Below are 20,992 nucleotides of genomic sequence, written 5' to 3' on the forward strand. Positions count from 1 at the left end.
TCTTTCTATTTCAGTCCGAGCAATTCTTTCATTCTTTTCGCATGACGGCCGTCAGGCAGCCCTTCGATTAAATCGAGCGGGAAATACAGCTTATGGTCCGTTCTCCGCTTGCCTGATATCGCATCGACAATATCGGACTGCCGCGACAGCTCCTTAATCTGGCCGTTGTGCGTCAGCAATTGAATCGGGAGGCGTTCCTCTTCTTCCCCCGGTCTGTAGAAATCATAAGGAAGATCTGAGGACGAATCCACCACAAGATAATATTCGGGATCAATCCCTGATTCTTTAAACAAGTTGGTCAGTTCAAAGTAAGTCGCCATTTCCTCATTCGGATTGAATTCCGCATACTGGAACAGCCTGCGGTTGATAAAACGGCGGCATAAATCAGACAAAATTTCGTCCTCTTCTTTTTCCCAGGCCTGAAAATAATAAAGAATGATTGATTCATCAAGACTTAAATAATCTTCCAATGTGACATTGCCTTCAAAAATAGAATAAAAATGCACTGGCGCATGCGTGAAAACATAGCCTTCCTCATGAAGCTGCTTTGCACGGTGAAGAATCTTCGTCAAAATCACTTCCGCACTTCTTGTCACAGGATGGAAGTAGACCTGCCAGTACATCTGGTACCGGCTCATAATATAGTCCTCAACAGCATGCATTCCGCTTTGCTTAATGACGATTTGGTCTTCGCGCGGCCGCATGACGCGGAGAATCCGCTCCATATCAAAATGACCGTAGCTGACGCCGGTGTAATAGGCGTCCCTCTGAAGGTAGTCCATGCGGTCAGCGTCAATCTGGCTTGAGATCAGGCTGACGACCTGCTTATTTTGATAGGTTTTCGCGATGACTTCAGCGACATCCTTTGCAAATGTCGGACTTACCTTGTTTAATACTCGGTTAACTTCTGTATCGCCTAAAATGATCGCTCTCGTAAAGTCTTCATGATCAAGCCGGAAGACCTTTTCAAACGAATGGGAAAACGGGCCGTGCCCCAAATCGTGCAGCAATGCGGCGCAAAGGCACAGATCGCGCTCGCTGTCATCCCATTCCTCCCTGCCTTTAAAAACGTCATCAACCATTCTTCTGACAATTTCATAGACGCCGAGAGAATGGTTGAAACGGCTGTGTTCGGCTCCGTGAAACGTCAAATAGGTCGTCCCAAGCTGTTTGATTCTGCGCAGCCTCTGAAATTCGCGGGTTCCGATCAAGTCCCATATCAGCTTGTCCCGTACGTGGACATAGCGGTGAACAGGATCTTTAAACACTTTTTCTTCTGATAATTTTCCGTTTGGATACGCCATTTTTGTCCCTCTTTTTTTCAAACGTGAGGCAAACTGATCGCTGCCCATCCGTCTCTTTTTCTTCGGAAAACTAAATGTATATTGTAAGTATTGCCCGATCTGCTTGTTTTCTTTAAGGTCTGCTTCTATTATATCGAGTCTGTTTTTTTGAAAACATCCTTGAATTTACCCGGCCATTTGTTCCAGCCTGCCAAAAAGCCGTTAAACAAGCAAAAACGCCTGACCCGTTAGGGAGGCGGTTATTTTTTGAGTTTCTTTTTCACTTTTTCGATCAGCTCGTCTTCATCAGGAGCTGACAGCGGACGATTATTGACAAACGCAAACGATTTTTTTCGTCCCGGCCCGCAGTAAGACTGGCAGCCGATTTCCACTTTTGCATCCGGATCAATTTCTTTCAGACGGGGCAAAAGCGTCTTTAAATTGGTGGCCTGGCAATCGTCGCATACTCGAAATTCATTAGCCATTTCATACGCTTCCTTTCGTTTTGTTCATCTGTCTTTATGAAAGGCATTCAACTGTGCCGAACTTTTATAAAAAATGACACCATCCTTCATTTTACAAGGATTCTTTCATTCCTGCAAGGATCGCGCTAAAAAAATCAGTTCCTATTCTTTTAGCAAACTTGTATAAATATTTTCCAAAATGGACAATCTAATACCAATACTGACAATGGGAGTTGAGAAGTGATGAAACAAAGACAAGACGCTTGGTCTGAGGAAAATGATTTACTGCTTGCTGAAACGGTATTGCGGCATGTCAGGGAAGGGAGCACACAGCTGAACGCCTTCGAGGAAGTCGGAGACAGACTGAACAGGACATCAGCCGCCTGCGGTTTTAGATGGAACGCAGTTGTCCGCCACCAATACGAAAAAGCATTGCAGCTGGCTAAAAAACAGAGGAAGCAAAGAATGCGCGCCCTCGGAAACGGACAGCCGGCGAAAAAACGCTTATTATACAAGCCGCCGGTCGAAACGAATGCTGAACCTCCTGCAGAAAGCGTTGTTGAGCAGAAGAAAGCAACCGCAGATTCAAGCGAACAGCAGCCGATCGCCAGCGAGCATCTGCCTTATGTTGATGAGAGCTTTAAAGAAGAGTTAGCTAGTTTATCTCACCTTCTATCGCCAAATCAGCCGCAGGCCGGCCATACAGCCGATACATCGAAAGACATGACGATCGATGATGTGATCCGCTTCCTGCAAAACTATACAGGAAACGAAGAACAAACTGCCGCTTTAAAAATGGAAAATGAACGTTTAAAACAGGAAAACGAAGAACTGACGAAGAAAGTTGAAAAGCTTGAAGCGGAAGTCAAAAAGCTGGAAAAAGACCAGACAACCATCCAGGAAGACTACGAAACGCTCGTAAAAATTATGAACCGTGCAAGAAAACTAGTTTTATTCGAAGAAGACGAACACGCTGCGCCCGCCTTCAAAATGGACCGGAACGGCAATTTAGAAAAAATGGCTGAATAGCGCTCTCAGAGGATGCGGCAGAGACGTTCAGGCAGCAAGGACTGACAATGCATACAAACATTTTTCGATACGAGGATACCCCTTTCTTTAAAAAAGGGGGTATTTTTACCTTTCTGCGGCTTGCTTTTATATGACAAAAATTTCATAATAGGGATAGCAATTCATAAGGCGGGGTATTCGATGAAGTTTGTTTTATATGCGGTTCAGTTCGGCACTGCGGCCCTTTTGTTTTTGTTTTCTGCATTGGCAAGCTGGTATCAAGGCAGCGAGCTTTTAAAGGTGCCGTGGGAGTGGAAATATACAGCCAAGTTTACAAGTTGGCTGTACGGAGAGGACTCCATTAAAAACGCACATAATATTTCACAGCTTGATTTTTTCGTCTATGCGGCCAAGCATACGCCGGCAACCGTTATTTTAATGGCCGTCAGTTTGGCGTATATCATCGCTTTGGCGGCTTATCTTCTCATCAAAACATATGTAAAACGAAAAAGCGCTTCGAGCGCAGCATAAAAAAACCGCTCCGGAAGCGGTGAGGTGTGGCAAAATCCTAAAACGTTCAACCGTTTTAGGATTTTGCCGTCTTTGAAGCATTTTACAGCCCGCTGGTTTTTCACCGCTTTAAGCATGCCTGACAACGAATATAAAGGCGGCGGAGGCTCTTCTTCTATCCAAAAACCTTTTCATTCCGTTCAATCATGCGGACAAGGTTTTTCTCATACACTTCCTCTTCTGCGGGCGTGAGAGGGCCTTGATAAATCTCCCCGCCCAGCTCTTTCAGCTGTGTCAGAAGCAAGAGCATCAAGTCCTGCACCGAAATGTCTTCATTGAGAAGCTCAGAAAGCGAAGCCATCGTTTCCGGGCGAATATCGGGATAAACGGCTTTTGTTTTCCCGCGCATGTCTTTCAAGGCGGTGTCGTAAAAGCGTTTGATCAGCTCAGCGCGCCCGCTTCCGCTTTGATCAGCGCACAAATAAATTTGAACAGCCACTCCGCCTCTCAGGCGCCTCTGGGAAATTCCCGCAAATTTCCTTCCCCCGATGCTCAAATCAAAGCTTCCTGGACAGTAGGAGCCTTTGATTTCATAGGCTTCGATTGCTGCGTCATAGGATGACAGCATTCGCTTAACGAGCTCAAACATCGCTTCATAGCCTCTGTCGATATCAATTCCGTTTTTCTTATCCTGAAAAATCAGGGAAACGTTTAAAACCCCGCTGTCCAAAACGACGGCCAGTCCGCCGGAATTGCGGACGATGGCTTGATAGCCCGCTTCTTCAAGCAATGAAATCCCTTCTTGTAAATAAGGGAGCCTTGTATCCTGGATTCCGAGCACAATCGTGTCATGGTGCACCCAGGAACGCGCGGTCGCCGGAGATAAACCTTTCCCGACAGAAGCGCACAGCGTATCATCTATCGCAAATGATTGTTTTGCATCAAAATATGGGCCGAGACTGGATTGGTCAATGATTCTCCATTTCGGCTGGATGAGTAGATCAATCGGTTGCTTTGCCATATATATTGTAAACCCTTTCGTTATACATTTCAGCCAACATCCATTATACCATTTACGAAAACATGATGTGGGATTTCTTATCTCCGGCGCTTCCCCTTCATTCATGTGACGCTTAAAGACGGTTCTCCGGATTCGAGCGGCAGCCCGACGTAATTTTCGGCAAGACTTTGAGCGGCCGCTGTTGAGGTTGTGACATGGTCAAGCTCAGCCAATTGAATTTGGTAGTCAAATGGCGTGTAGCCGTGATGGCGGTGCAGCAGTGATGTCATATACCAGGAAAAGCGCTCCGCTTTCCAGACGCGGCGGAGGCAAGCCTCAGAATAGCGCTCCAGCCGTTCGGTTTTGCCGGCTTCGTAATAGTCTTCGAGTGCCCACGCAAGCCTTTGGACATCCGCCATTGCAAGATTCAGGCCTTTCGCACCGGTCGGCGGTACAATATGCGCGGCATCCCCCGCTAAATAAAGTCTGCCGTATTGCATCGGATCGCAAATAAAGCTTCTCATCGAGACAATGTTCTTTTGAATCACCGGGCCTTCAGTCAGCTTCCATCCGTCATCGGCCGACAGCCTTAAATGAAGCTTCTCCCATATCCTTTCGTCCGGCCAGTTCCCGATTGAATCTGAAGGGCTGACTTGCAGGTAAAGCCGCTGGATTTCCGGAGTCCTCGTGCTGACGAGGGCAAACCCGTCTTCATGATGGGCATACACAAGTTCAGACGAGGACGGAGGAGCTTCAGCCAATATGCCGAGCCATCCGTATGGGTACACCTTTTCGTACTCTTTACGAATCTCCTTCGGAATGCTTTGTCTGCTTGGCCCGTGAAAGCCGTCGCACCCTGCAATGAAATCGCAGGTCAGTTCTTCTGTATCGCCGTTTTCAGTCTGATAAGTGATGACGGGCGCTTCTGTATCAATATTTGACAGGCGGACGCCAGACACATTGAAAACGATGCTCCCTCCCGATTGCAGACGGACGTCGATTAAATCTTTGATCACTTCATGCTGGGGATAGATGGCAATGTACTTTCCTCCCGTCAGCTTATGCATATCAATTCTGTGCCGCTTGCCGCCAAAGCGGATCTCAATCCCTTGATGAAACATGGCTGTTTTCATCATCCGTTCACCGGCGCCTGTTTCATTTAGCAAATCTACCGTCATCTGTTCAAGAACGCCTGCACGGATGGTCTCTTCAATCTCCTTTCGCGAGCGGGATTCGATCACGACCGCTTCGATTCCCCGGCGCTGGAGCAGGTTGGCGAGCATAAGCCCGGCAGGCCCCGCTCCGATAATTCCCACTTGTGTCCGCAAAATGGTTTCCTCCCTTTATCCATGTTTTGATGTGGCTTCTAACGTAAACTCGGCGCTTTCCGACTCAGAGACAAAATCAAATGAAGCATGCTTCTCTTGGACGAGCATGATGCCGAATGCAGCAAAAACACTCGGGACCGCGAACACCATGAAAGCCTGCTTCGGCTCCATCCCGGCAGCAAGAATCAATGCAAACAGCGAAGGCGCAATGATCGCTCCGAGTCTGCCGACCCCGAGCGCCCAGCCGATTCCGGTCGCTCTGATTTCTTTCGGATAATATTCTGAAATATAAGGATTGGCGATATTTTGCGCTCCGACAGTGCATGCTCCGCCTAAAGCAATCAGCAAGTACAGAAGAACGGGGTTCATCGTCATTCCAAACGCTGCAAAACAAAAGGCTCCGATGACATACATAGCCGCAAGCACTTTTTTATGGCCGGCCTTATCTGCCAAATACCCGCCGAATACCGCTCCTGCGGCTTGTCCGCTGCACAGCGCCAGATTAAATGACAAGCTTGACGACAGCCCGTAGCCTGACGCCTGCATCATTTTCGGAAGCCAGGTATTTAAGCCGTAGACCATGAGAAGGCAGCTGAAAACGGAAAGCCAGAATGCGAATGTGCTCGCTGCACGTTTTTGTTCGAACAGTTTTTTAACCGGAAAGCCTTTCTTTTCTTTCGCAATCACCGAAATTTGATAATTATCGTCTTCCCTGTACCGTCCCGCCGGATGCACCTGATTGAGAATCTCAGCCAGCGCTTTCGTCTTTTTCTTCAAAACATAAAATGACAGAGATTCGGGGAACCGGCTGAAAAAGAACGGGAGCACAAAGAGCGGCACGGCTCCGATCAGATACAGCACCCTCCAGCTTGTCCCGGGCACGGCGAACATGCCGACGAGGGACGCCAGCACACCGCCTGCGGAATAGCCGCAATACATGGCGGCTACAATCACCGCCCTGTTTTTTTTCGGCGAATATTCGGTCATCAGCGAAATCGCATTCGGCATCAATCCGCCCATTCCAAGAGCAGCGAGAAACCGCATGATCGTAAACAAAAGCGGAGAATCGATCAGCCCGGCTAATGCCGTAAACAGGCTGAACAGAAAAATACAGAAGCCTAACACCTTTTTGCGGCCGTATTGATCTGCGAGCGGTGAAAAAATAAGCGCGCCGAGCATCATACCGATCAATGTATAGCTGCCGATCGCTCCGGCTTGAATGGCGGTCAGGCTCCATTCCTCCATCAGCCACGGCAGGCTGACGCCGTACATCGCAATATCATAACCGTCAAAGGCGATGGCGAAAAAACACCATAGGAAAACAGTCAGATGTACTTTGTTGAATTTGCTGGCCGCCATGATTTCTGCTGGATGAACTGAACGATTTTTCATGTTCCCCTCCACGATTCTAATCGTATTATGAAAACAGCTTAACGCACGGTGTCTTTTTCATTGAAAGCGTGCGTGCGAGCTTTTTGCCCCGCCGGTTCGAATGCCATGACGACATTGGAGCTCCCGGAAGACTGGCCGTATCCGTAAAACGTGCTTTTACATCCGTCTTCAAGCACGCCCAAAAGCATTGCAATGTGGCGGCCGCCAGCTTCAAGTCCGGCATTTTTAGCATATTGAGGCAGCATCTGCTGAGCAGATATAAGATCGTTGTCTGTTAAATAGGTTAAAAATTGAGCATCGAGGGCCTGTTCGGCCAAAGTCGGCATGCATTCGGGCCCTCTCACCAAATGGTGGCTGAGTGCCCCGCTGCTGATGAACACGATTTTCTTTCTGCTTTCCTTCAGTACTCTTCCGGCAATCCGGCCCCACAAATGCGTTTCTTCAAGGTTCGCGGCCAATGTAACTGATAAATCGATGACCGGAATATCCCCTTTTGGAACGAGATAGCGCAGCGGAACAACCGTCCCGTAGTCCCAGCAGTAGGCGGGATCATTGATAGGAATGACGGAAAGCCCCTCTTTTGCGCCGGCTTCGGCCAACTGCAGCGCCAATTCCGTATCCCCGGGGTAAGAATACGGAACATCGGAAATTAAATTCGGGCACTCCAAAGCTGTTAAAACGCCTTGATGATCGGGAGCCGCATCGATCAGATGATCGAAGCTTGACGTCCAGTGACAGGAAATCAAGACAACGGCATCAGGCTGAATTCTTTCGATGATCCCGGAGAGCCGCTTCATCCCTTTAACCAGCTCTTTTTGAAAGTCAGGGGTTTTATCTTCAAAGCACATCCTCGGTGTATGCGGAACAAGCGCCGCCAATTCGATTGACATGTAGATTCCTCCCATCGCCTTCTTTAAGGTCTTAATTTTGAAACCGGTGTTCCGCCTATGCCCCAGTGGCTTTTAGGAATTTCAGTGACAAGAACGCGGACGTTTTCCCTCGGAGCATCAAGGGTGGCGCTCAACGTTTCCGTCACTTTTTGAATGACTTCCTCGACCTTTTCAGGCGGCCGGCCTTCTAATAGTTGAATATGAACGATCGGCATATGATCACCTCAGGTTATGATTGGACTGAAAATGATACATCTCCCAGTCCTTCTACTTGTGCTGAAACGCGGTCGCCCGGCTGCAGCATGACAGCTCCCGTTACACCGCCCGTTAAAATGATACTTCCGGCCGCAAGCTTTTGTTTCTTCCTGGAGAGCATATTGGCGAGCATGGCCGCCGAATTTGCGGGATGTCCGACAACCGCTGCACCAGTGCCCTGCTCTTTGACCTCGCCGTTTATCACTAAAGAGACTTTTGCTTCATCAAGCTTGAATTGGTCCGGCATCTTCACTTTTTCACCTAACACCACCCTTGAAGATGACGCATTGTCCGCAATGACATCAGGCAGGGTAAATGAGAAGTTTTCATAGCGGCTGTCAATCACTTCAAGAACGGGAATCAATTCAGCAACGGCTTCAAGGACCTTCTCCTTTGTAACACCCGGTCCTTCAATATCCTTCCCAAGCACAAAAGCAATCTCCGCTTCAACCTTCGGGTGAATCAGCTCGTTCATCCGGATGCTTCCGCCGTTTGGCACGATCATATCTTCAAAAATATAACCGTAGATCGGCTCCTCGACGTTCATCTGCTTCATTTTCGCCCGGCTTGTCAGGCCCATTTTCGGACCGATAATGCCGTTGCCATCCCATAATTTCAGCTGAATCAGTTCTTCTTGAATCGCATACGCCTCTTCGACGGTCAGCTCCGGATAGTCCTTTGTGATTCTTTCAACCTCGCGCTTCTCTGTTTCGGCAAGATACAAGAGGCGCGCCGTATCTTTTAATGCTGTCGTATTCATCCGTTTTCCCCCTTTTACAGCTTGATGCAAATATTGGTTAATTCGCTGAAGAATTCGAGGCTGTGAATGCCTCCTTCCCGTCCGAGCCCGCTCTGTTTCATGCCGCCAAACGGCGTCCGAAGATCGCGGAGAAACCAGCTGTTGACCCATACCATGCCTGATTCGATTTGCCCGGCTACGCGGTGCGCCCGGCGGAGGTCGTTCGTCCATACGGTCGCGCTTAACCCGTAATGTGTGTCATTAGCCTGTGCAATAACTTCCTCCTCTTCGTCGAACGGAATCACCGTCACGACCGGACCGAAGATTTCTTCTTTAATGAGCCTGGAATTGCGGGAAAGTCCGGTGATAATCGTCGGTTCAAGAAAGCAGCTGGATTCCTGTCCTTCAGGGCGTTTTCCTCCGGTTAAAATAACGCCGCCTTCCCGTTTGGCCAATTCGATGTAGTTCATCACACGCTCGGTGTGTTCAGAAGAAATTAAGGCGCCGATATTCGTATCCGGATCAAAAGGATCGCCGACTTTGAGCTCTTTCGTTTTCTCAATGAACTTGTTCAGAAATTCGTCATACGCTTCCCGCTCGACATAGATGCGGGAGCCGCTCATGCATACTTCGCCCTGGTTGACGAAACTCGATTTCAATGAGGTGCTGACGGCTTCCTCCATGTCGGCATCGGCAAAAATAATGTTCGGGTTCTTTCCTCCCAATTCAAAAGAAAGTTTCTTTAATGTTTTCGAAGCAGCTTCCATAATGATTTTGCCGGTTGTCGTTTCTCCCGTGAAAGATATCGCATCAACATCGGGATGCTCAGAAAGCGCAGCGCCGGCGGAATCAGGCCCAAATCCGTGGACGATATTAACGACCCCGTCAGGCATCCCTGCATCATGGCAGATTTCCCCGAGGAGCGTGGCTGTCAGCGGCGTCAGTTCAGCCGGTTTGATGACGGCTGTATTTCCCGCTGCCAGACAAGGCGCCAATTTCCACGTCAGCAACAGCAGCGGCAAGTTCCACGGATTGATCAGCCCGACGACGCCGACCGGACGGCGGATCGCATAATTGATTGCAAGATCGTCAGTTTGATAAGCTTCCGTTCCGGCTCCTCTCATAAAATCCGCAAAAAAATGAAAGTTGAAAGCAGCCCGCGGAATATCTAAATTACTTGAGAGCGAAAGCGGCTTCCCCGTATCCAATGTCTCGAGCCTTGCCAGTTCGTCTTTACGCTCAAGTATGATGTCGCCGATCTTTCTGATGATCCGAATCCTTTCGTCAGCGGTCATGTTTTTCCAGCGTCCGTTTAAAGCACGCCGGGCTGCCGCGACTGCAAGATCGACCTCTTTTTTGCCTCCTTCCGCAACGCTCCCGATGATTTCCTGTGTAGCCGGATTGATGTTGTCAAACGTGCTTCCGTTCTCTGAAGGAAAGTACCTGCCGTTTATGTAGTGCTGACAGTCAAAAGGTTTTACGAGTTTTGCCGATGGGGTCTGAACATTCATATTCTACAAACATCCTCCTTTTCAAATCCTTTCCATTAAGTTAAATGATTTTAAACGACAAGAAAACAGCAATGTTCCTCTATGCGGAACAAATCAGACATTTTTTCCGAAAATTTGATATTTTCCGCTTTTTTATTTTTTAAATCATGTTATATTATGGAACAAAAGGAAACGAAAACAAGGGAGAGAGTTGAGGAACCTATGACTGTTGAGACAAAGGACCACCAGCTGCTCGGTTCAGTAAAAAATGCACTTCGGCTGCTTCAATCGTTTACATTAGAGACACCGGAAAAGAAACTAACCGAACTCGCCTTATCGCTCGGCCTCGGAAAAAGCACAGTATCGCGCCTTTTGACTACATTGGAAAGCGAAGGGTTTGTCATGAAGGACCCGGAATCCAGAAGATACAAGCTCGGCTTATCGGTTCTGAAGTTAAACACCATTGTCAACTCCACTCTTGAAATCAACCGCGAATCCCAGCCGGTCCTCAAACGGCTGACAGAAGAGACCGGCGAAACGTCGCATATTGCGATGCGATGCGATCTCAGCGTCGTTTATCTCAATCGGACGGAATGCCCCCGCCCTGTCGAACTTCTCTCATATATCGGACGGCAAAACCCGATGCATTGCACAAGCTCGGGCAAGGTGCTTCTCGCCTTTGATGAAGATGGCATATTGGATGAGTATGTGAAGGACGGCTTGAAAAGCTGTACGAAACAAACGATTACAGACGGGGACAAACTGAGAGAGGCGCTGAAAACCGTTAAAGAAAACGGATTTGACATCAGTTGCGGGGAATTTATTGATGGTGTCACATCCATCTCAGCTCCTGTCAGAAACCACGCGGGACGAGTGTTGTACGCCATCAGTGTCGTAGGCCCGGCAGAACGCATAAAGGCCCGGCAGGCGAAAATCGTATACCAAGTAAAAAAAGCGGCCCGGGATATTTCCGAAAGGATCGGATACTGGCAACGAATATAAAAATTGGGGGAATTGGCTTTGTATGATCTTCACACGCACTTTATACCGCACGATGTGCTGCTTTGGCTGGACGACAATGAAAAGAGAGTCCACGCGGTCCGCGAAAAAAAGGCTGGCTGCCAAGCGGAGTTTTTGACGGTCAATCACAAATGGGGCTTTGAATTAAAAGAGCTGTTCTATCAGGAGGCTTTATATTTGGAAGCCCAGCAGGAGGCCGGCGTCTCACACTCATTGGTATCGCCGGTTCCGCAGCTTTTCCTTTACGATCTCGCCGAAGAAATCACAGACGAATTGTCCTTTGTATACAACAAAGCGCTTGCCGGATGGGTTAAAAAACACGACGGCCGCCTTTCAGGCCTCGGCACCGTCCCGCTGAACAGCCCTTTACAGGCGAGCGAGCGCCTGAATGAAGCGATGAACAACGGCCTTAAAGGAGCGATTATCGGCCCCGGCGCTTCGCAAATGCTTCTCTCAGACGAAGCATTTACACCGTTTTGGGAAACGGCTGACAGAAGAAAAGCGATTATCTTTATCCATCCGCTTCTTTCTGAAGATCCGCGGCTTCGCCGCAGGATGCTGCCAAATTTGATCGGCGTTCCGTGGGAAACGACGATTTGTGCCGCAGACCTTTTGTTAAGCGGGTTAACAGACCGTTTTCAAAATGTGAAAATTCTGTTGGCGCACGGCGGCGGCTTTTTGCCTTATCAGATCGGAAGACTGAACAAAGGGTATGACAAATGGGCCGGCGTTTCTTCATCGCTTTCGGCTCCGCCTATCGAATATTTGCGGAAGTTTTGGTTTGACAGCGTGCTGTGGGAGAAAGAAAGTGCGGCATATTTGAAGAAGCTCATCGGAGAAGACCGCCTTGTTCCGGGTTCCGATTTTCCTTTTGACCTTTGTCAGTGGCCGCCTCTCGATCCCAGTCGGAAAGGGGCGGAATCTCTGCTGAATGTAGCGATTGAAGCATAAAAAAAGGCGAACCTCTTCAGGTTCACCTTTTTCAACAACAAATTACAGCGCTTGAACCGCCGTAATCAGCGCAAGATTATAAACGTCTTCAGCGTTGCATCCTCTGGAGAGGTCGTTTACAGGCATGTTCAGCCCTTGCAGAATCGGACCGACCGCTTCGAAGTTGCCGAGGCGCTGAGCGATTTTATAGCCGATGTTCCCCGCTTCAAGACTTGGGAAAACAAATACGTTTGCATCACCTTTAATGACGGAGTCCGGCGCTTTTTTCTCAGCGACAGACGGAACAAATGCCGCGTCAAATTGGAATTCGCCGTCCAGTGTAAGCTCAGGCGCTTTTTCTTTGGCGATTGCAACCGCATTGGCTACCTTTTCAGTTTCGTCTGATTTTGCCGAGCCTTTTGTTGAAAAGCTGAGCATGGCGACACGAGGGTCAATGTTGAACATTTTCGCTGTGTTCGCACTTTCGATTGCGATTTCCGCAAGGTCCTGACTGTCAGGCGCAATATTGATCGCACAGTCTGCGAATACATACTGTTCATCGCCGCGCGCCATGATAAAGACGCCGGAAGTTTTCTTCACGCCTTCTTTTGTTTTAATAATTTGCAGCGCAGGGCGAACCGTATCCGCTGTTGAATGAGCCGCACCGCTGACAAGACCGTCGGCAAGCCCTTTATAAACAAGCATCGTTCCAAAATAGTTCTCATCTAAAAGGATTTGGCGGGCCTGTTCTTCCGTCGCTTTTCCTTTGCGGCGTTCAACGAAAGCCTGAACAAGGTCTTCCATTCCTTCGTATGTATGAGGATCGTATATGTCAACGCCATCCAGCGTCAAATTCAACCCGTTCGCTTTTTCTTTGATTTCCTGCTCGTTTCCAACAAGGATCGGCTTTAATACGTTGTTTCCGGCCAAGTCGTTGACAGCTTTGAGAATACGCTCGTCCATACCTTCCGGAAATACGATTTTAACTCCTTTTCCTGCTACTTTTTCCTGCACTGTTGTAAATAGATCTGCCACTATATACCCTCCTTGAAAGTGTCACAAATACTTCATTTCTCTATTAAGCATACTCTTTTGTGATATAAATTCAATCCTTCTGTATTTTATTATAATGCTTTCACTTTTTAAACGATTTTTTTAAATTAATTTAAGTGCGGCAGGCTTTAAACCTTCTATTAGTATATAACAGCCTTTCCCAGTTATACGACAGAGTGTCACCTTTTGTTCAAATCTCCTAGACGGATAAAACGCGGCAAACTATGATATGATGAAGACAAGTACATACAAATTGGGAGTGATTGCAAAATGAGCGAACAGCAAAAAACGAACGAAGCCGCACAAACGCTTGACGGCTGGTATGCCCTTCACGATTTCCGGACAATGGACTGGTCCGCATGGAAAATGCTTTCAAGCGATGAGCGCCAGATCATTATCAGCGAATTTACAGGTCTTCTTGAAAAATGGGGAGCTGCTCAAAAAGAAGGTAACGGAAGCCATACGCTTTACAGCATCGTCGGCCAAAAAGCGGACTTCATGCTGATGATTTTGCGTCCTACTATGGAGGAATTAAATCAAATTGAACTTGAGTTCAACAAATCCAAACTCGCTGAATACACGATACCTGCTTATTCATACGTATCCGTTGTCGAGCTGAGCAACTATATGGGAAGCGGCGACGGAGACCCTTACGAAAATCCGCAAGTGCGGGCGCGCCTGTACCCTGAGCTCCCGAACGCCAAATATGTCTGCTTCTATCCGATGGATAAAAGAAGATCAGGCGATGACAACTGGTACATGCTGTCTATGGAAGAGAGAAGAAGCTTGATGCGCAGCCACGGGATGATCGGACGCGGCTATGCGGGAAAAGTGAAACAGATTATTACCGGCTCAATCGGATTTGACGATTATGAGTGGGGTGTCACGCTCTTTTCAGATGATGTGCTCCAGTTCAAAAAGCTCGTCTATGAAATGCGCTTCGATGAAGTAAGCGCCCGCTACGGTGAATTCGGTTCATTCTTTGTCGGCAACCGCCTCGCAAATGAACAGCTGCCTGCATTTTTGCATGTGTAATGATAAAAAGCTCCAAAGACCGAAGTCTTTGGAGCTTTTTTCTATTTACTTGCAGTTACACGGCTGTGTAGGCGGAGTCGCCCTTTTTTGCACCTCGATTGAAGATTCGGCATAGAAAGTCGATCCGAGCCCCAGCACTCTGTTCTCCGCCCGGAATGTATACTTTCCTGCGGCAGGCAGCGTTTTGTTTGCCAGCACCAGCTTAAACTCCGCAATACCAAGCAGATCAATTGTAAGCGGCAGCCTTACCGTTTTTCCGTTGTTCAAAATTTGCCCCGTTGTCAGCGCTCTTCCGTTCACCGTATCTTTCGTTGTTGCGGAAAATCCCGACGGCAATGTAAATTCAACCGTTCCCAGCGCCAGGATTGAATTCGGACGATACGTTAACTCAATATCCGAGAACGACCACTCCTGTTTGCTAGCACCTGTTATCACCGAATACAAGGAAGCTTTCGCAGCCGGGCGGTAGACAGATTCAGTTTTGGTTGTTTGAGCGCCGGCCTGGAATGAAGGCAGAAAAATCGCAACCATCATCACGAGACTAACCGCCAAGATTGACAATTTAGAACGATACATTCTTTTCAACACAGCAATTCCCCCTGGTCATCATTTTTTTCATCATTCGTCATGACGAAAGCGTGCAAGAAAGGCAACATCAAGCAACGCCTTCTTCCCAAAGCGCCGGCACTTTGGTGATTTCTATTAAAAACTACCATTTTTCCAGCGCGTAGTAAATGTTTTCCATGTCATATTTTTAAAATAAATACAAAATAATAGAATTTAACCAGGCGTTGCTCCTCTTGATTTTCTCCGCTGTGCTTTAGTAAAGGACAAAAGACCCGTCTACATTCCTTCTCTTCATCCTCCTGATTTTTGTTGACAAACGATGTATCTGGCTGTACATTATTGACATTATTGAAACATTACCATCTGCGTTTAAAATTGAAATCACCTTGCTTTTTCTCCATTCATGTTTTGACTGAATGGATGAAGAAAGGAACGAAAAAATGCCTAAATTGGTTTCTTCAAATCTTGTAAAAGGTAAGATCATCAATATTAGTCCGCCGCAGACGCTGGCGCTCAGTTTCTTGATTATCATTGCTATCGGCGCCTGTTTATTGAAGCTGCCCGGTGCCTCCACTACTTACATTTCATGGGTGGATGCTTTATTTACGGCCACCTCTGCAACTACGGTTACGGGCCTTGTCGTTGTCGATACAGGGGCAGATTTTACGGTTTTCGGACAAACAGTTATTATGTGCCTGATTCAAATCGGCGGACTCGGCTTAATGACATTTGCCGTCCTCGTCGTCATGATGATCGGCAAAAAAATCGGCTTGCAGCAACGAATTCTCGTTCAAGAAGCATTTAACCAGACTTCTTTAGGCGGACTTGTCCGCTTGGTCAAGCATTTGTTTATTTTCACCATTGTCATAGAATTTGCGGCATTTCTGATCCTTTCGATCAGATGGGTTCCTGAATACGGTTTGCAAAAAGGCTTGTTTCATAGTTTGTTTAACACGATTTCAGCCTTTAACAATGCGGGGTTCTCCCTGTGGCCGGACAACTTGTCTCAATATGTCGGCGACCCGATTGTCAACATTGTCATCACAGGCCTTTTCATTACAGGTGGTATCGGTTTTACCGTTCTGCTGGATTTATGGACAAAGCGAAACTTCCGGACATTATCGCTCCATTCCAAGCTCATGATCGTTGGAACATTGATCATCAATACGACAGCCGCCTTGCTGATTTTTATTTTGGAATACTCGAATCCGGGTACGCTCTGCGGATTGCCTTTAGCCGACAAAATGTGGGGTGCTTACTTCCAAGGTGTGACACCGCGAACAGCCGGATTCAATACGCTTGATATCGCCCAGATGACAACGCCTTCCCTCCTGTTAACCATCGTTTTGATGTTTATCGGAGCCGGAAGCGCGTCAACAGGGAGCGGAATTAAACTGACAACGTTTATCGTGATGATCTTGGCGACGATCACCTTTTTAAGGGGAAAAAGCGAGACGGTTGTGTTCAAAAGGGCGATTAAAATGAAAACCATTTTAAGAGCTTTGGCCATCATTGTGATCAGTTTTTTATTCGTGCTTTTCGCATTATTTATATTGACGATCACAGAGAAAGCTCCATTTTTGGAAATCGTCTTTGAAGTATTTTCCGCTTTTGGAACGGTCGGCCTGTCGATGGGACTGACACCTGATTTAACGACCGCAGGCAAAGCGGTTATCATGATGATGATGTTTATCGGCCGCGTCGGGCCTCTGACTATGGCGTTTACGCTGGCCAAGCCGAAGAAGGCACCGATCCGCCATCCTGAAGATGAAGTGATCACAGGTTAATATTTAGAAAGACCGCTCTTTTTGCGAGCGGACTTTCACAGGAGGTGATGACGGCGGCGTTCAGGCAGGACGCCTGGGCGGTTAGCCGCCGATCCTTCTCCTATTCGTAAGCACCGACTTAGCAGGCCCGACAACGAATGCGAGGGTTTGTCGACACGCTGAAAGACCGCTCTTTTCATGAGCGGTCTTTCTGTTTTTCTCTTTCCAACATGATGTGTCGTCATATTCCATCCCGCCCGTTCATACTGTAAAAGGGATGGGAAATATTGATCTATCATCTTGAGTCAGCCCCCCTGCTTTTACAGCCGGATCGTCTTCATAGCAGCACTTTATCATTCCTCATGTATGGACGGTAGGCATGACTTTGACACAATGAAATGAGGAGGAACGAGATGAAATTTAAAAAAAATCAATTTCAGCCGCTTCAAGAGCTTGAGATGCCGGATTTCCGGCAGCAAATGGGGCCCAACCCTTATCCGCAGATGGGACAGATGGGGCAAATGTATCAGCAGCAGGGACAGCAGCCTTTCACCCAAATGGGAGGGCAGCAATCGCAGCAGCAGCCCGGCCCACAGCTGTTTCAGCCGCAGCCGGCAGGAGTCCAGGTCCCTCCGATGCCTTCAGCACAGCAGACTTCGCCGAGCATCCCAGGCATGCTGCCGCTTGAGCAATCCTACATTGAAAACATTTTGCGGCTCAATCGCGGAAAAGTGGCAACCGTATATATGACATTCGAAAACAATCCGGAGTGGAATGCGAAAGTCTTTCGGGGAGAAATTGAAGCAGCCGGCCGCGACCACATCATTTTAAGCGACAGAAAAACGGGCACACGCTATTTGCTGCTGATGGTGTATCTTGACTATATTACGTTTGATGAGCCGATCACTTATGATTATCCGTATTCAATGGCCTCATATACCCCAAGATAAAGGTTCGGTTTAATTAAAACCGAACCCTTTTTTTATCAATATTAAGCAAAGTTTCTCACATCATTATTGCGTTTGAATTTGTAAATAACGATGAGGAAAAAGACAGCAGCGAAAGCAAACAGGATCATGATATTCAAATACAGACCTTGAAGCTGCTGTCCCTCCTGCAATTTTGCCAGCGTATCCAGCACCCATCGCTGCGGAAGAAAGTCCGCGATACGCTGTGCGAAAGACGGCATGATTTCAATCGGCCAAAAACATCCGGACAGCATGATCGTCGGCGTGAAAATTAAATTTCGCAATACCCCGGATGACTTGGAGCTGTTTGCAAAGACGACTGTGATCAATGCCAGACCGACCGCGCTTAGCGCAAAGATCAACAGCACCGCTGCCATCTCCCAAAATGAGATGCCGGTCTCCATGCGGAACACATATTTCACCATTATCAATGTTAAAAAGATTTGGCATGTGATGACAGACATACTGACGGCCACGTTGGACATCACGTACTGCCTTGCCGTTATCGGTGTGGTCAAAAGCCTGAAATACGTTCTGTTCTCTTTTTCCTTCACTAACAGTTCGGTCAAGCTTCCCGCTGAAAAAAGCATCGCCATCAGAAGAAAACCGACCGTCCGCTCCGTCATGTTTCTATTTTTCGCCGTGTCTTCAACCGTATATGTTTTGACACCCGCTTCAGAACTCCGGTAATTTTTATACATTTCCTCAAAACGCTTTTCATTCCCCTGCGCCGATTTGCCGATTGCGGCGATATTATCAATGTAATGATAAACATATGATTTCACAAATCCGGTAATTTCAGCGCCTTTGACAGATGCAATCGCGATATGAGCCGGTTCTCCGTTCTGCACGCTTTGAGAAAAGCCTTGTTCAAACGTAATGGCGCAATCAAGCTCCCCTGACGCAACTTGACTTTTCCCTTCTGCTTCACTGACCGCGCTGATGTTGACATTCTCGATCCCCTTCAAAAAATCCTTAGTATCTTCGGCGATTCGTCCGCCGTCATGATTGATAATTCCGACGCGCAAATCTGTCTTGTCCATACTTCCCTCTGTTAAAAGCGATACGAATATGCCTAGCAAGGGCAGACATACAAACAGAAAGATATTGATCTTCTTTTTGAAGGTGACATTCAGTGTGTTTTTGACAAGCCATAGCATTTCTTTCATCTTACAGCCCCTCCCTTCTCTGCAATGAGACAACGGCAATCAGCAGAAATAACAGGGATAAGCCGATGTTCAGCAAGATGGCGGGCAGCCCTGCCGCTAGATCGTCCGCAAATATAATGTTCATAATGGCTTCGTTCGTCCAGGCGAGCGGAGACAGGTTTTTGATCAAAGCTAAAACACCTTCCGCACCGTCGACAGGAAAATAAGCGCCTCCGAAAAATGCAACCAGCGGAATCAACACGTTAATGATCGCCACTGCCGCCTCCCCTGTTCTCGTCAAATAACTGACGCCGAGGCCGAGGCATACGGCAAACAATACGATGCTGAACAGCACGGCTGCCACAAGGCCGAGATGATCTCCCCAGTTCGCTTTAAATACGTATTTGCTGAGTACGACGACGGCAAAAATACACAATCCGTTTGTCACAAGATTGCCAATCAGCTTGCCGGCAAAAATCTCACCTTTATGAACCGGTGCCGCGATCAGCCGGTCGGCTGTTTTTCCAAGCCGCTCTCCCCTTATTAAATAACTGGCGCTTAATGCACTGTAAAGCGCGATCAGAGTGGTCATGGCAACCGCGTAATAATCTATGGAGTTGGGCTTTCTATCTGAGCTGAGCGACGTCTCCTTGATATAATGGTCGCCCGGTGTGTCACCGAGCACGGCACCCGCTTGCTCAGGAGCGGCTTTGATGATCTCTGCTGCGGCATTGTACCGGTTTGCATACGCGGTCAGCATCCCTTGAATAATGCTGTTTTTCATACTGTTTTTATCCATTTGGTAAAGCTTGATGCCGCTGTTTTCGATTTCAAGATAAGCATCGTAGTTCCCTTGTTTGATTTCTTGTTTTTCATCCATATCGGACAATACTTTTTTAAAATGAACGCCGGATGTTTTCGCTTCTTTTGCGAATGTTTTAAAACCTTGTGAAAACGCTCCGTCAGACTTGTCTTTATACAAGACATGAACCTCGCCGACCGCTGCTGTTTGTTGATCGAAAGCGTTCGTCAGCGCGGTGCCTAAAATCATCATCAGTACAATCGGAAATGCCAGCATAAAAAGGAATGTCCGCTTGTCCCGAAAAGCCGATACAATTTCTTTTTTCGCAATGATGAGTGTATTCAAACCATGGCCCCCCTTTCTAATCGCGCAACTGTCTTCCGGTCAAGGTCAGGAACACGGTTTCCAAATTAGGCGCTTTTTCTTCCAATGAACGAATCTCGGCCCCGTTTTTCATCAGCTTTTCAATAATCTGGTTTAAATTATTGACGCCTGCATCCGAGTTGATTTTGAGCGTATTGTCTTCAAGAACAGCCGCTTCCACACCGCTGATCGTTTTTAGTTCGCCGATATCGATATTTTCCGCAGATTTAAGAACGACTTGAATATCTTTCGTGTTGGTAATGATCGATTTCAGCTGCTCCTTCGTTCCCTCGGCGATAATTTTTCCGTGATCAACGATGGCGATCCGCGTACAAATCTCTTCAACTTCCTCCATATAATGGCTCGTGTAAATAATCGTACATCCCATCGCATTTAACTTTTTGACGGATTCCAAAATATAATTTCTCGAATGCGGATCAATTCCAACCGTCGGTTCGTCCATGATGATCAGCTTTGGCCTGTGGGCGATCGCGCAGGCGATATTGAGCCTTCTTTTCATCCCGCCGGAAAAGTTTTTCGGAAAGCTTTTATGCTTATCGCTTAAACCGACGAACTGCAATGCTTCTTCCACCCGATTGTGCAAATGGGCCCCGCGCAGACCATAGAGCCCGGCGAAAAACTTTACATTTTCATATGCCGTTAAATCCTCGTAAATGGCCAGATCCTGCGGAACAATGCCGATATTCATCTTGGCGAACTTGCGGTGTTTCGCAATGTTTTTTCCGAGAATCAAAATCTCGCCTTCATTGCTTCTCAGCAAACTCGAGATCATGTGAATGGTCGTACTCTTTCCCGCCCCGTTTGCGCCGAGCAATCCAAATATTTCGCCCTCTTCGATTGAGAGTGATATATTATCGACGGCAACAAAGTCGCCAAATTTTTTCGTTAAATGATGAATTTCCAATACATTCATGTTCTCACCTCATTTTGACTTCATTATAAAAAAAAGATGAATGGTGC

General features: G+C 47.4%; 21 protein-coding genes. 7 read left to right on the forward strand and 14 right to left on the reverse strand.

Annotation, left to right across the window (positions count from 1 at the left end; translation table 11 throughout):
• Positions 1–5 precede the first annotated feature (5 nt).
• Together MHI30_RS19850 and MHI30_RS19855 are read right to left on the reverse strand one after the other, a co-directional pair.
• Positions 6–1,304: an HD domain-containing protein gene (locus MHI30_RS19850; RefSeq protein WP_011198398.1), complete on the reverse strand. Its 1,299-nt coding sequence runs from the start codon at positions 1,302–1,304 to the stop codon at positions 6–8.
• 239 nt (positions 1,305–1,543) lie between these two features.
• On the reverse strand, positions 1,544–1,768 hold the full coding sequence (locus MHI30_RS19855) for a DUF1450 domain-containing protein (protein WP_003186096.1): 225 nt from the start codon (positions 1,766–1,768) through the stop codon (positions 1,544–1,546).
• Positions 1,769–1,987: 219 nt separating this feature from the next.
• Here MHI30_RS19855 and MHI30_RS19860 point away from each other — a divergent pair, with 219 nt between their 5' ends.
• Together MHI30_RS19860 and MHI30_RS19865 are read left to right on the forward strand one after the other, a co-directional pair.
• On the forward strand, positions 1,988–2,776 hold the full coding sequence (locus tag MHI30_RS19860; RefSeq protein ID WP_025805379.1) for an RsfA family transcriptional regulator: 789 nt from the start codon (positions 1,988–1,990) through the stop codon (positions 2,774–2,776).
• 180 nt (positions 2,777–2,956) lie between these two features.
• A complete protein-coding gene (locus MHI30_RS19865) occupies positions 2,957–3,286 on the forward strand; it encodes a YjdJ family protein (protein ID WP_003186099.1) in 330 nt (109 codons plus the stop codon).
• 154 nt (positions 3,287–3,440) lie between these two features.
• Here the strand turns inward: MHI30_RS19865 and MHI30_RS19870 are convergent, their stop codons facing one another.
• The 7 genes from MHI30_RS19870 to MHI30_RS19900 all read right to left on the reverse strand — a co-directional run bounded on the left by MHI30_RS19870 (position 3,441) and on the right by MHI30_RS19900 (position 10,380).
• Positions 3,441–4,286 (reverse strand): biotin/lipoate A/B protein ligase family protein, encoded by an 846-nt coding sequence (locus MHI30_RS19870; RefSeq protein ID WP_009329800.1) that lies wholly within the window; start codon positions 4,284–4,286, stop codon positions 3,441–3,443.
• Positions 4,287–4,387: 101 nt separating this feature from the next.
• Positions 4,388–5,593 (reverse strand): 4-hydroxybenzoate 3-monooxygenase, encoded by a 1,206-nt coding sequence (gene pobA / locus MHI30_RS19875; RefSeq protein WP_075751580.1) that lies wholly within the window; start codon positions 5,591–5,593, stop codon positions 4,388–4,390.
• A gap of 15 nt (positions 5,594–5,608) precedes the next feature.
• Positions 5,609–6,985 carry an aromatic acid/H+ symport family MFS transporter gene (locus MHI30_RS19880; protein ID WP_075751581.1) on the reverse strand — a complete coding sequence of 459 codons (1,377 nt, stop codon included), beginning with the start codon at positions 6,983–6,985 and terminating at the stop codon, positions 5,609–5,611.
• Between the two features lie 38 nt (positions 6,986–7,023).
• Entirely contained in the window at positions 7,024–7,875 is an 852-nt protein-coding gene (locus MHI30_RS19885; RefSeq protein WP_020453316.1) for an oxidoreductase, read from the reverse strand.
• Between the two features lie 23 nt (positions 7,876–7,898).
• Complete coding sequence (locus MHI30_RS19890; protein ID WP_020453317.1) at positions 7,899–8,090, reverse strand: 4-oxalocrotonate tautomerase; 192 nt, start codon at positions 8,088–8,090, stop codon at positions 7,899–7,901.
• Between the two features lie 14 nt (positions 8,091–8,104).
• Positions 8,105–8,890 carry a fumarylacetoacetate hydrolase family protein gene (locus tag MHI30_RS19895; protein WP_075751582.1) on the reverse strand — a complete coding sequence of 262 codons (786 nt, stop codon included), beginning with the start codon at positions 8,888–8,890 and terminating at the stop codon, positions 8,105–8,107.
• Positions 8,891–8,904: 14 nt separating this feature from the next.
• The gene (locus tag MHI30_RS19900; RefSeq protein WP_075751583.1) at positions 8,905–10,380 is read right to left on the reverse strand and encodes an aldehyde dehydrogenase; all 1,476 of its coding nucleotides are present in this window, start codon (positions 10,378–10,380) and stop codon (positions 8,905–8,907) included.
• Positions 10,381–10,581: 201 nt separating this feature from the next.
• Between MHI30_RS19900 and MHI30_RS19905 the strand changes: the two genes are divergently transcribed.
• Together MHI30_RS19905 and MHI30_RS19910 are read left to right on the forward strand one after the other, a co-directional pair.
• On the forward strand, positions 10,582–11,361 hold the full coding sequence (locus MHI30_RS19905) for an IclR family transcriptional regulator (RefSeq protein ID WP_075751584.1): 780 nt from the start codon (positions 10,582–10,584) through the stop codon (positions 11,359–11,361).
• Between the two features lie 18 nt (positions 11,362–11,379).
• A complete protein-coding gene (locus MHI30_RS19910) occupies positions 11,380–12,330 on the forward strand; it encodes an amidohydrolase family protein (protein ID WP_075751585.1) in 951 nt (316 codons plus the stop codon).
• A gap of 42 nt (positions 12,331–12,372) precedes the next feature.
• Here MHI30_RS19910 and pta read toward each other — a convergent pair whose 3' ends face one another.
• The gene (gene pta, locus MHI30_RS19915) at positions 12,373–13,344 is read right to left on the reverse strand and encodes a phosphate acetyltransferase (RefSeq protein ID WP_059230853.1); all 972 of its coding nucleotides are present in this window, start codon (positions 13,342–13,344) and stop codon (positions 12,373–12,375) included.
• Between the two features lie 288 nt (positions 13,345–13,632).
• Between pta and hemQ the strand changes: the two genes are divergently transcribed.
• Positions 13,633–14,397: a hydrogen peroxide-dependent heme synthase gene (hemQ, locus tag MHI30_RS19920; protein WP_059230855.1), complete on the forward strand. Its 765-nt coding sequence runs from the start codon at positions 13,633–13,635 to the stop codon at positions 14,395–14,397.
• Positions 14,398–14,442: 45 nt separating this feature from the next.
• On the opposite strand, the gene bslA is transcribed toward hemQ, so the two are convergent.
• On the reverse strand, positions 14,443–14,982 hold the full coding sequence (gene bslA, locus MHI30_RS19925) for a biofilm surface layer hydrophobin BslA (protein ID WP_178388297.1): 540 nt from the start codon (positions 14,980–14,982) through the stop codon (positions 14,443–14,445).
• Between the two features lie 422 nt (positions 14,983–15,404).
• Between bslA and MHI30_RS19930 the strand changes: the two genes are divergently transcribed.
• Both MHI30_RS19930 and gerQ read left to right on the forward strand, forming a co-directional pair.
• Positions 15,405–16,751 (forward strand): TrkH family potassium uptake protein, encoded by a 1,347-nt coding sequence (locus MHI30_RS19930; protein WP_075751586.1) that lies wholly within the window; start codon positions 15,405–15,407, stop codon positions 16,749–16,751.
• A 392-nt stretch (positions 16,752–17,143) separates the two neighbouring features.
• Positions 17,144–17,680, forward strand: a complete 537-nt coding sequence (gene gerQ / locus MHI30_RS19935; protein ID WP_075751587.1) for a spore coat protein GerQ — start codon at positions 17,144–17,146, stop codon at positions 17,678–17,680.
• A 41-nt stretch (positions 17,681–17,721) separates the two neighbouring features.
• Here gerQ and MHI30_RS19940 read toward each other — a convergent pair whose 3' ends face one another.
• The 3 genes from MHI30_RS19940 to MHI30_RS19950 are packed head-to-tail and all read right to left on the reverse strand — an operon-like array spanning position 17,722 to position 20,945.
• Positions 17,722–18,867, reverse strand: coding sequence for an ABC transporter permease (locus MHI30_RS19940; protein ID WP_075751588.1), 1,146 nt, complete (start codon positions 18,865–18,867; stop codon positions 17,722–17,724).
• Between the two features lies 1 nt (position 18,868).
• On the reverse strand, positions 18,869–19,993 hold the full coding sequence (locus tag MHI30_RS19945; protein WP_075751589.1) for an ABC transporter permease: 1,125 nt from the start codon (positions 19,991–19,993) through the stop codon (positions 18,869–18,871).
• Between the two features lie 16 nt (positions 19,994–20,009).
• Positions 20,010–20,945, reverse strand: a complete 936-nt coding sequence (locus tag MHI30_RS19950) for an ABC transporter ATP-binding protein (protein ID WP_075751590.1) — start codon at positions 20,943–20,945, stop codon at positions 20,010–20,012.
• Positions 20,946–20,992 lie beyond the last annotated feature (47 nt).

This window comes from Bacillus sp. FSL L8-0528 (assembly GCF_038593085.1).
GTDB lineage: Bacteria > Bacillota > Bacilli > Bacillales > Bacillaceae > Bacillus > Bacillus paralicheniformis.

Excerpts from the sequence above, each read along its gene's own strand:
- MHI30_RS19850 (WP_011198398.1), bottom strand. The coding sequence starts at position 1,304 with ATGGCGTATCCAAACGGAAAATTATCAGAAGAAAAAGTGTTTAAAGAT.
- MHI30_RS19855 (WP_003186096.1), bottom strand. The coding sequence starts at position 1,768 with ATGGCTAATGAATTTCGAGTATGCGACGATTGCCAGGCCACCAATTTA.
- MHI30_RS19865 (WP_003186099.1), top strand. The coding sequence starts at position 2,957 with ATGAAGTTTGTTTTATATGCGGTTCAGTTCGGCACTGCGGCCCTTTTG.
- MHI30_RS19870 (WP_009329800.1), bottom strand. The coding sequence starts at position 4,286 with ATGGCAAAGCAACCGATTGATCTACTCATCCAGCCGAAATGGAGAATC.
- MHI30_RS19880 (WP_075751581.1), bottom strand. The coding sequence starts at position 6,985 with ATGAAAAATCGTTCAGTTCATCCAGCAGAAATCATGGCGGCCAGCAAA.
- MHI30_RS19885 (WP_020453316.1), bottom strand. The coding sequence starts at position 7,875 with ATGTCAATCGAATTGGCGGCGCTTGTTCCGCATACACCGAGGATGTGC.
- MHI30_RS19890 (WP_020453317.1), bottom strand. The coding sequence starts at position 8,090 with ATGCCGATCGTTCATATTCAACTATTAGAAGGCCGGCCGCCTGAAAAG.
- MHI30_RS19895 (WP_075751582.1), bottom strand. The coding sequence starts at position 8,890 with ATGAATACGACAGCATTAAAAGATACGGCGCGCCTCTTGTATCTTGCC.
- MHI30_RS19900 (WP_075751583.1), bottom strand. The coding sequence starts at position 10,380 with ATGAATGTTCAGACCCCATCGGCAAAACTCGTAAAACCTTTTGACTGT.
- MHI30_RS19905 (WP_075751584.1), top strand. The coding sequence starts at position 10,582 with ATGACTGTTGAGACAAAGGACCACCAGCTGCTCGGTTCAGTAAAAAAT.
- hemQ (WP_059230855.1), top strand. The coding sequence starts at position 13,633 with ATGAGCGAACAGCAAAAAACGAACGAAGCCGCACAAACGCTTGACGGC.
- MHI30_RS19930 (WP_075751586.1), top strand. The coding sequence starts at position 15,405 with ATGCCTAAATTGGTTTCTTCAAATCTTGTAAAAGGTAAGATCATCAAT.
- gerQ (WP_075751587.1), top strand. The coding sequence starts at position 17,144 with ATGAAATTTAAAAAAAATCAATTTCAGCCGCTTCAAGAGCTTGAGATG.
- MHI30_RS19940 (WP_075751588.1), bottom strand. The coding sequence starts at position 18,867 with ATGAAAGAAATGCTATGGCTTGTCAAAAACACACTGAATGTCACCTTC.
- MHI30_RS19950 (WP_075751590.1), bottom strand. The coding sequence starts at position 20,945 with ATGAATGTATTGGAAATTCATCATTTAACGAAAAAATTTGGCGACTTT.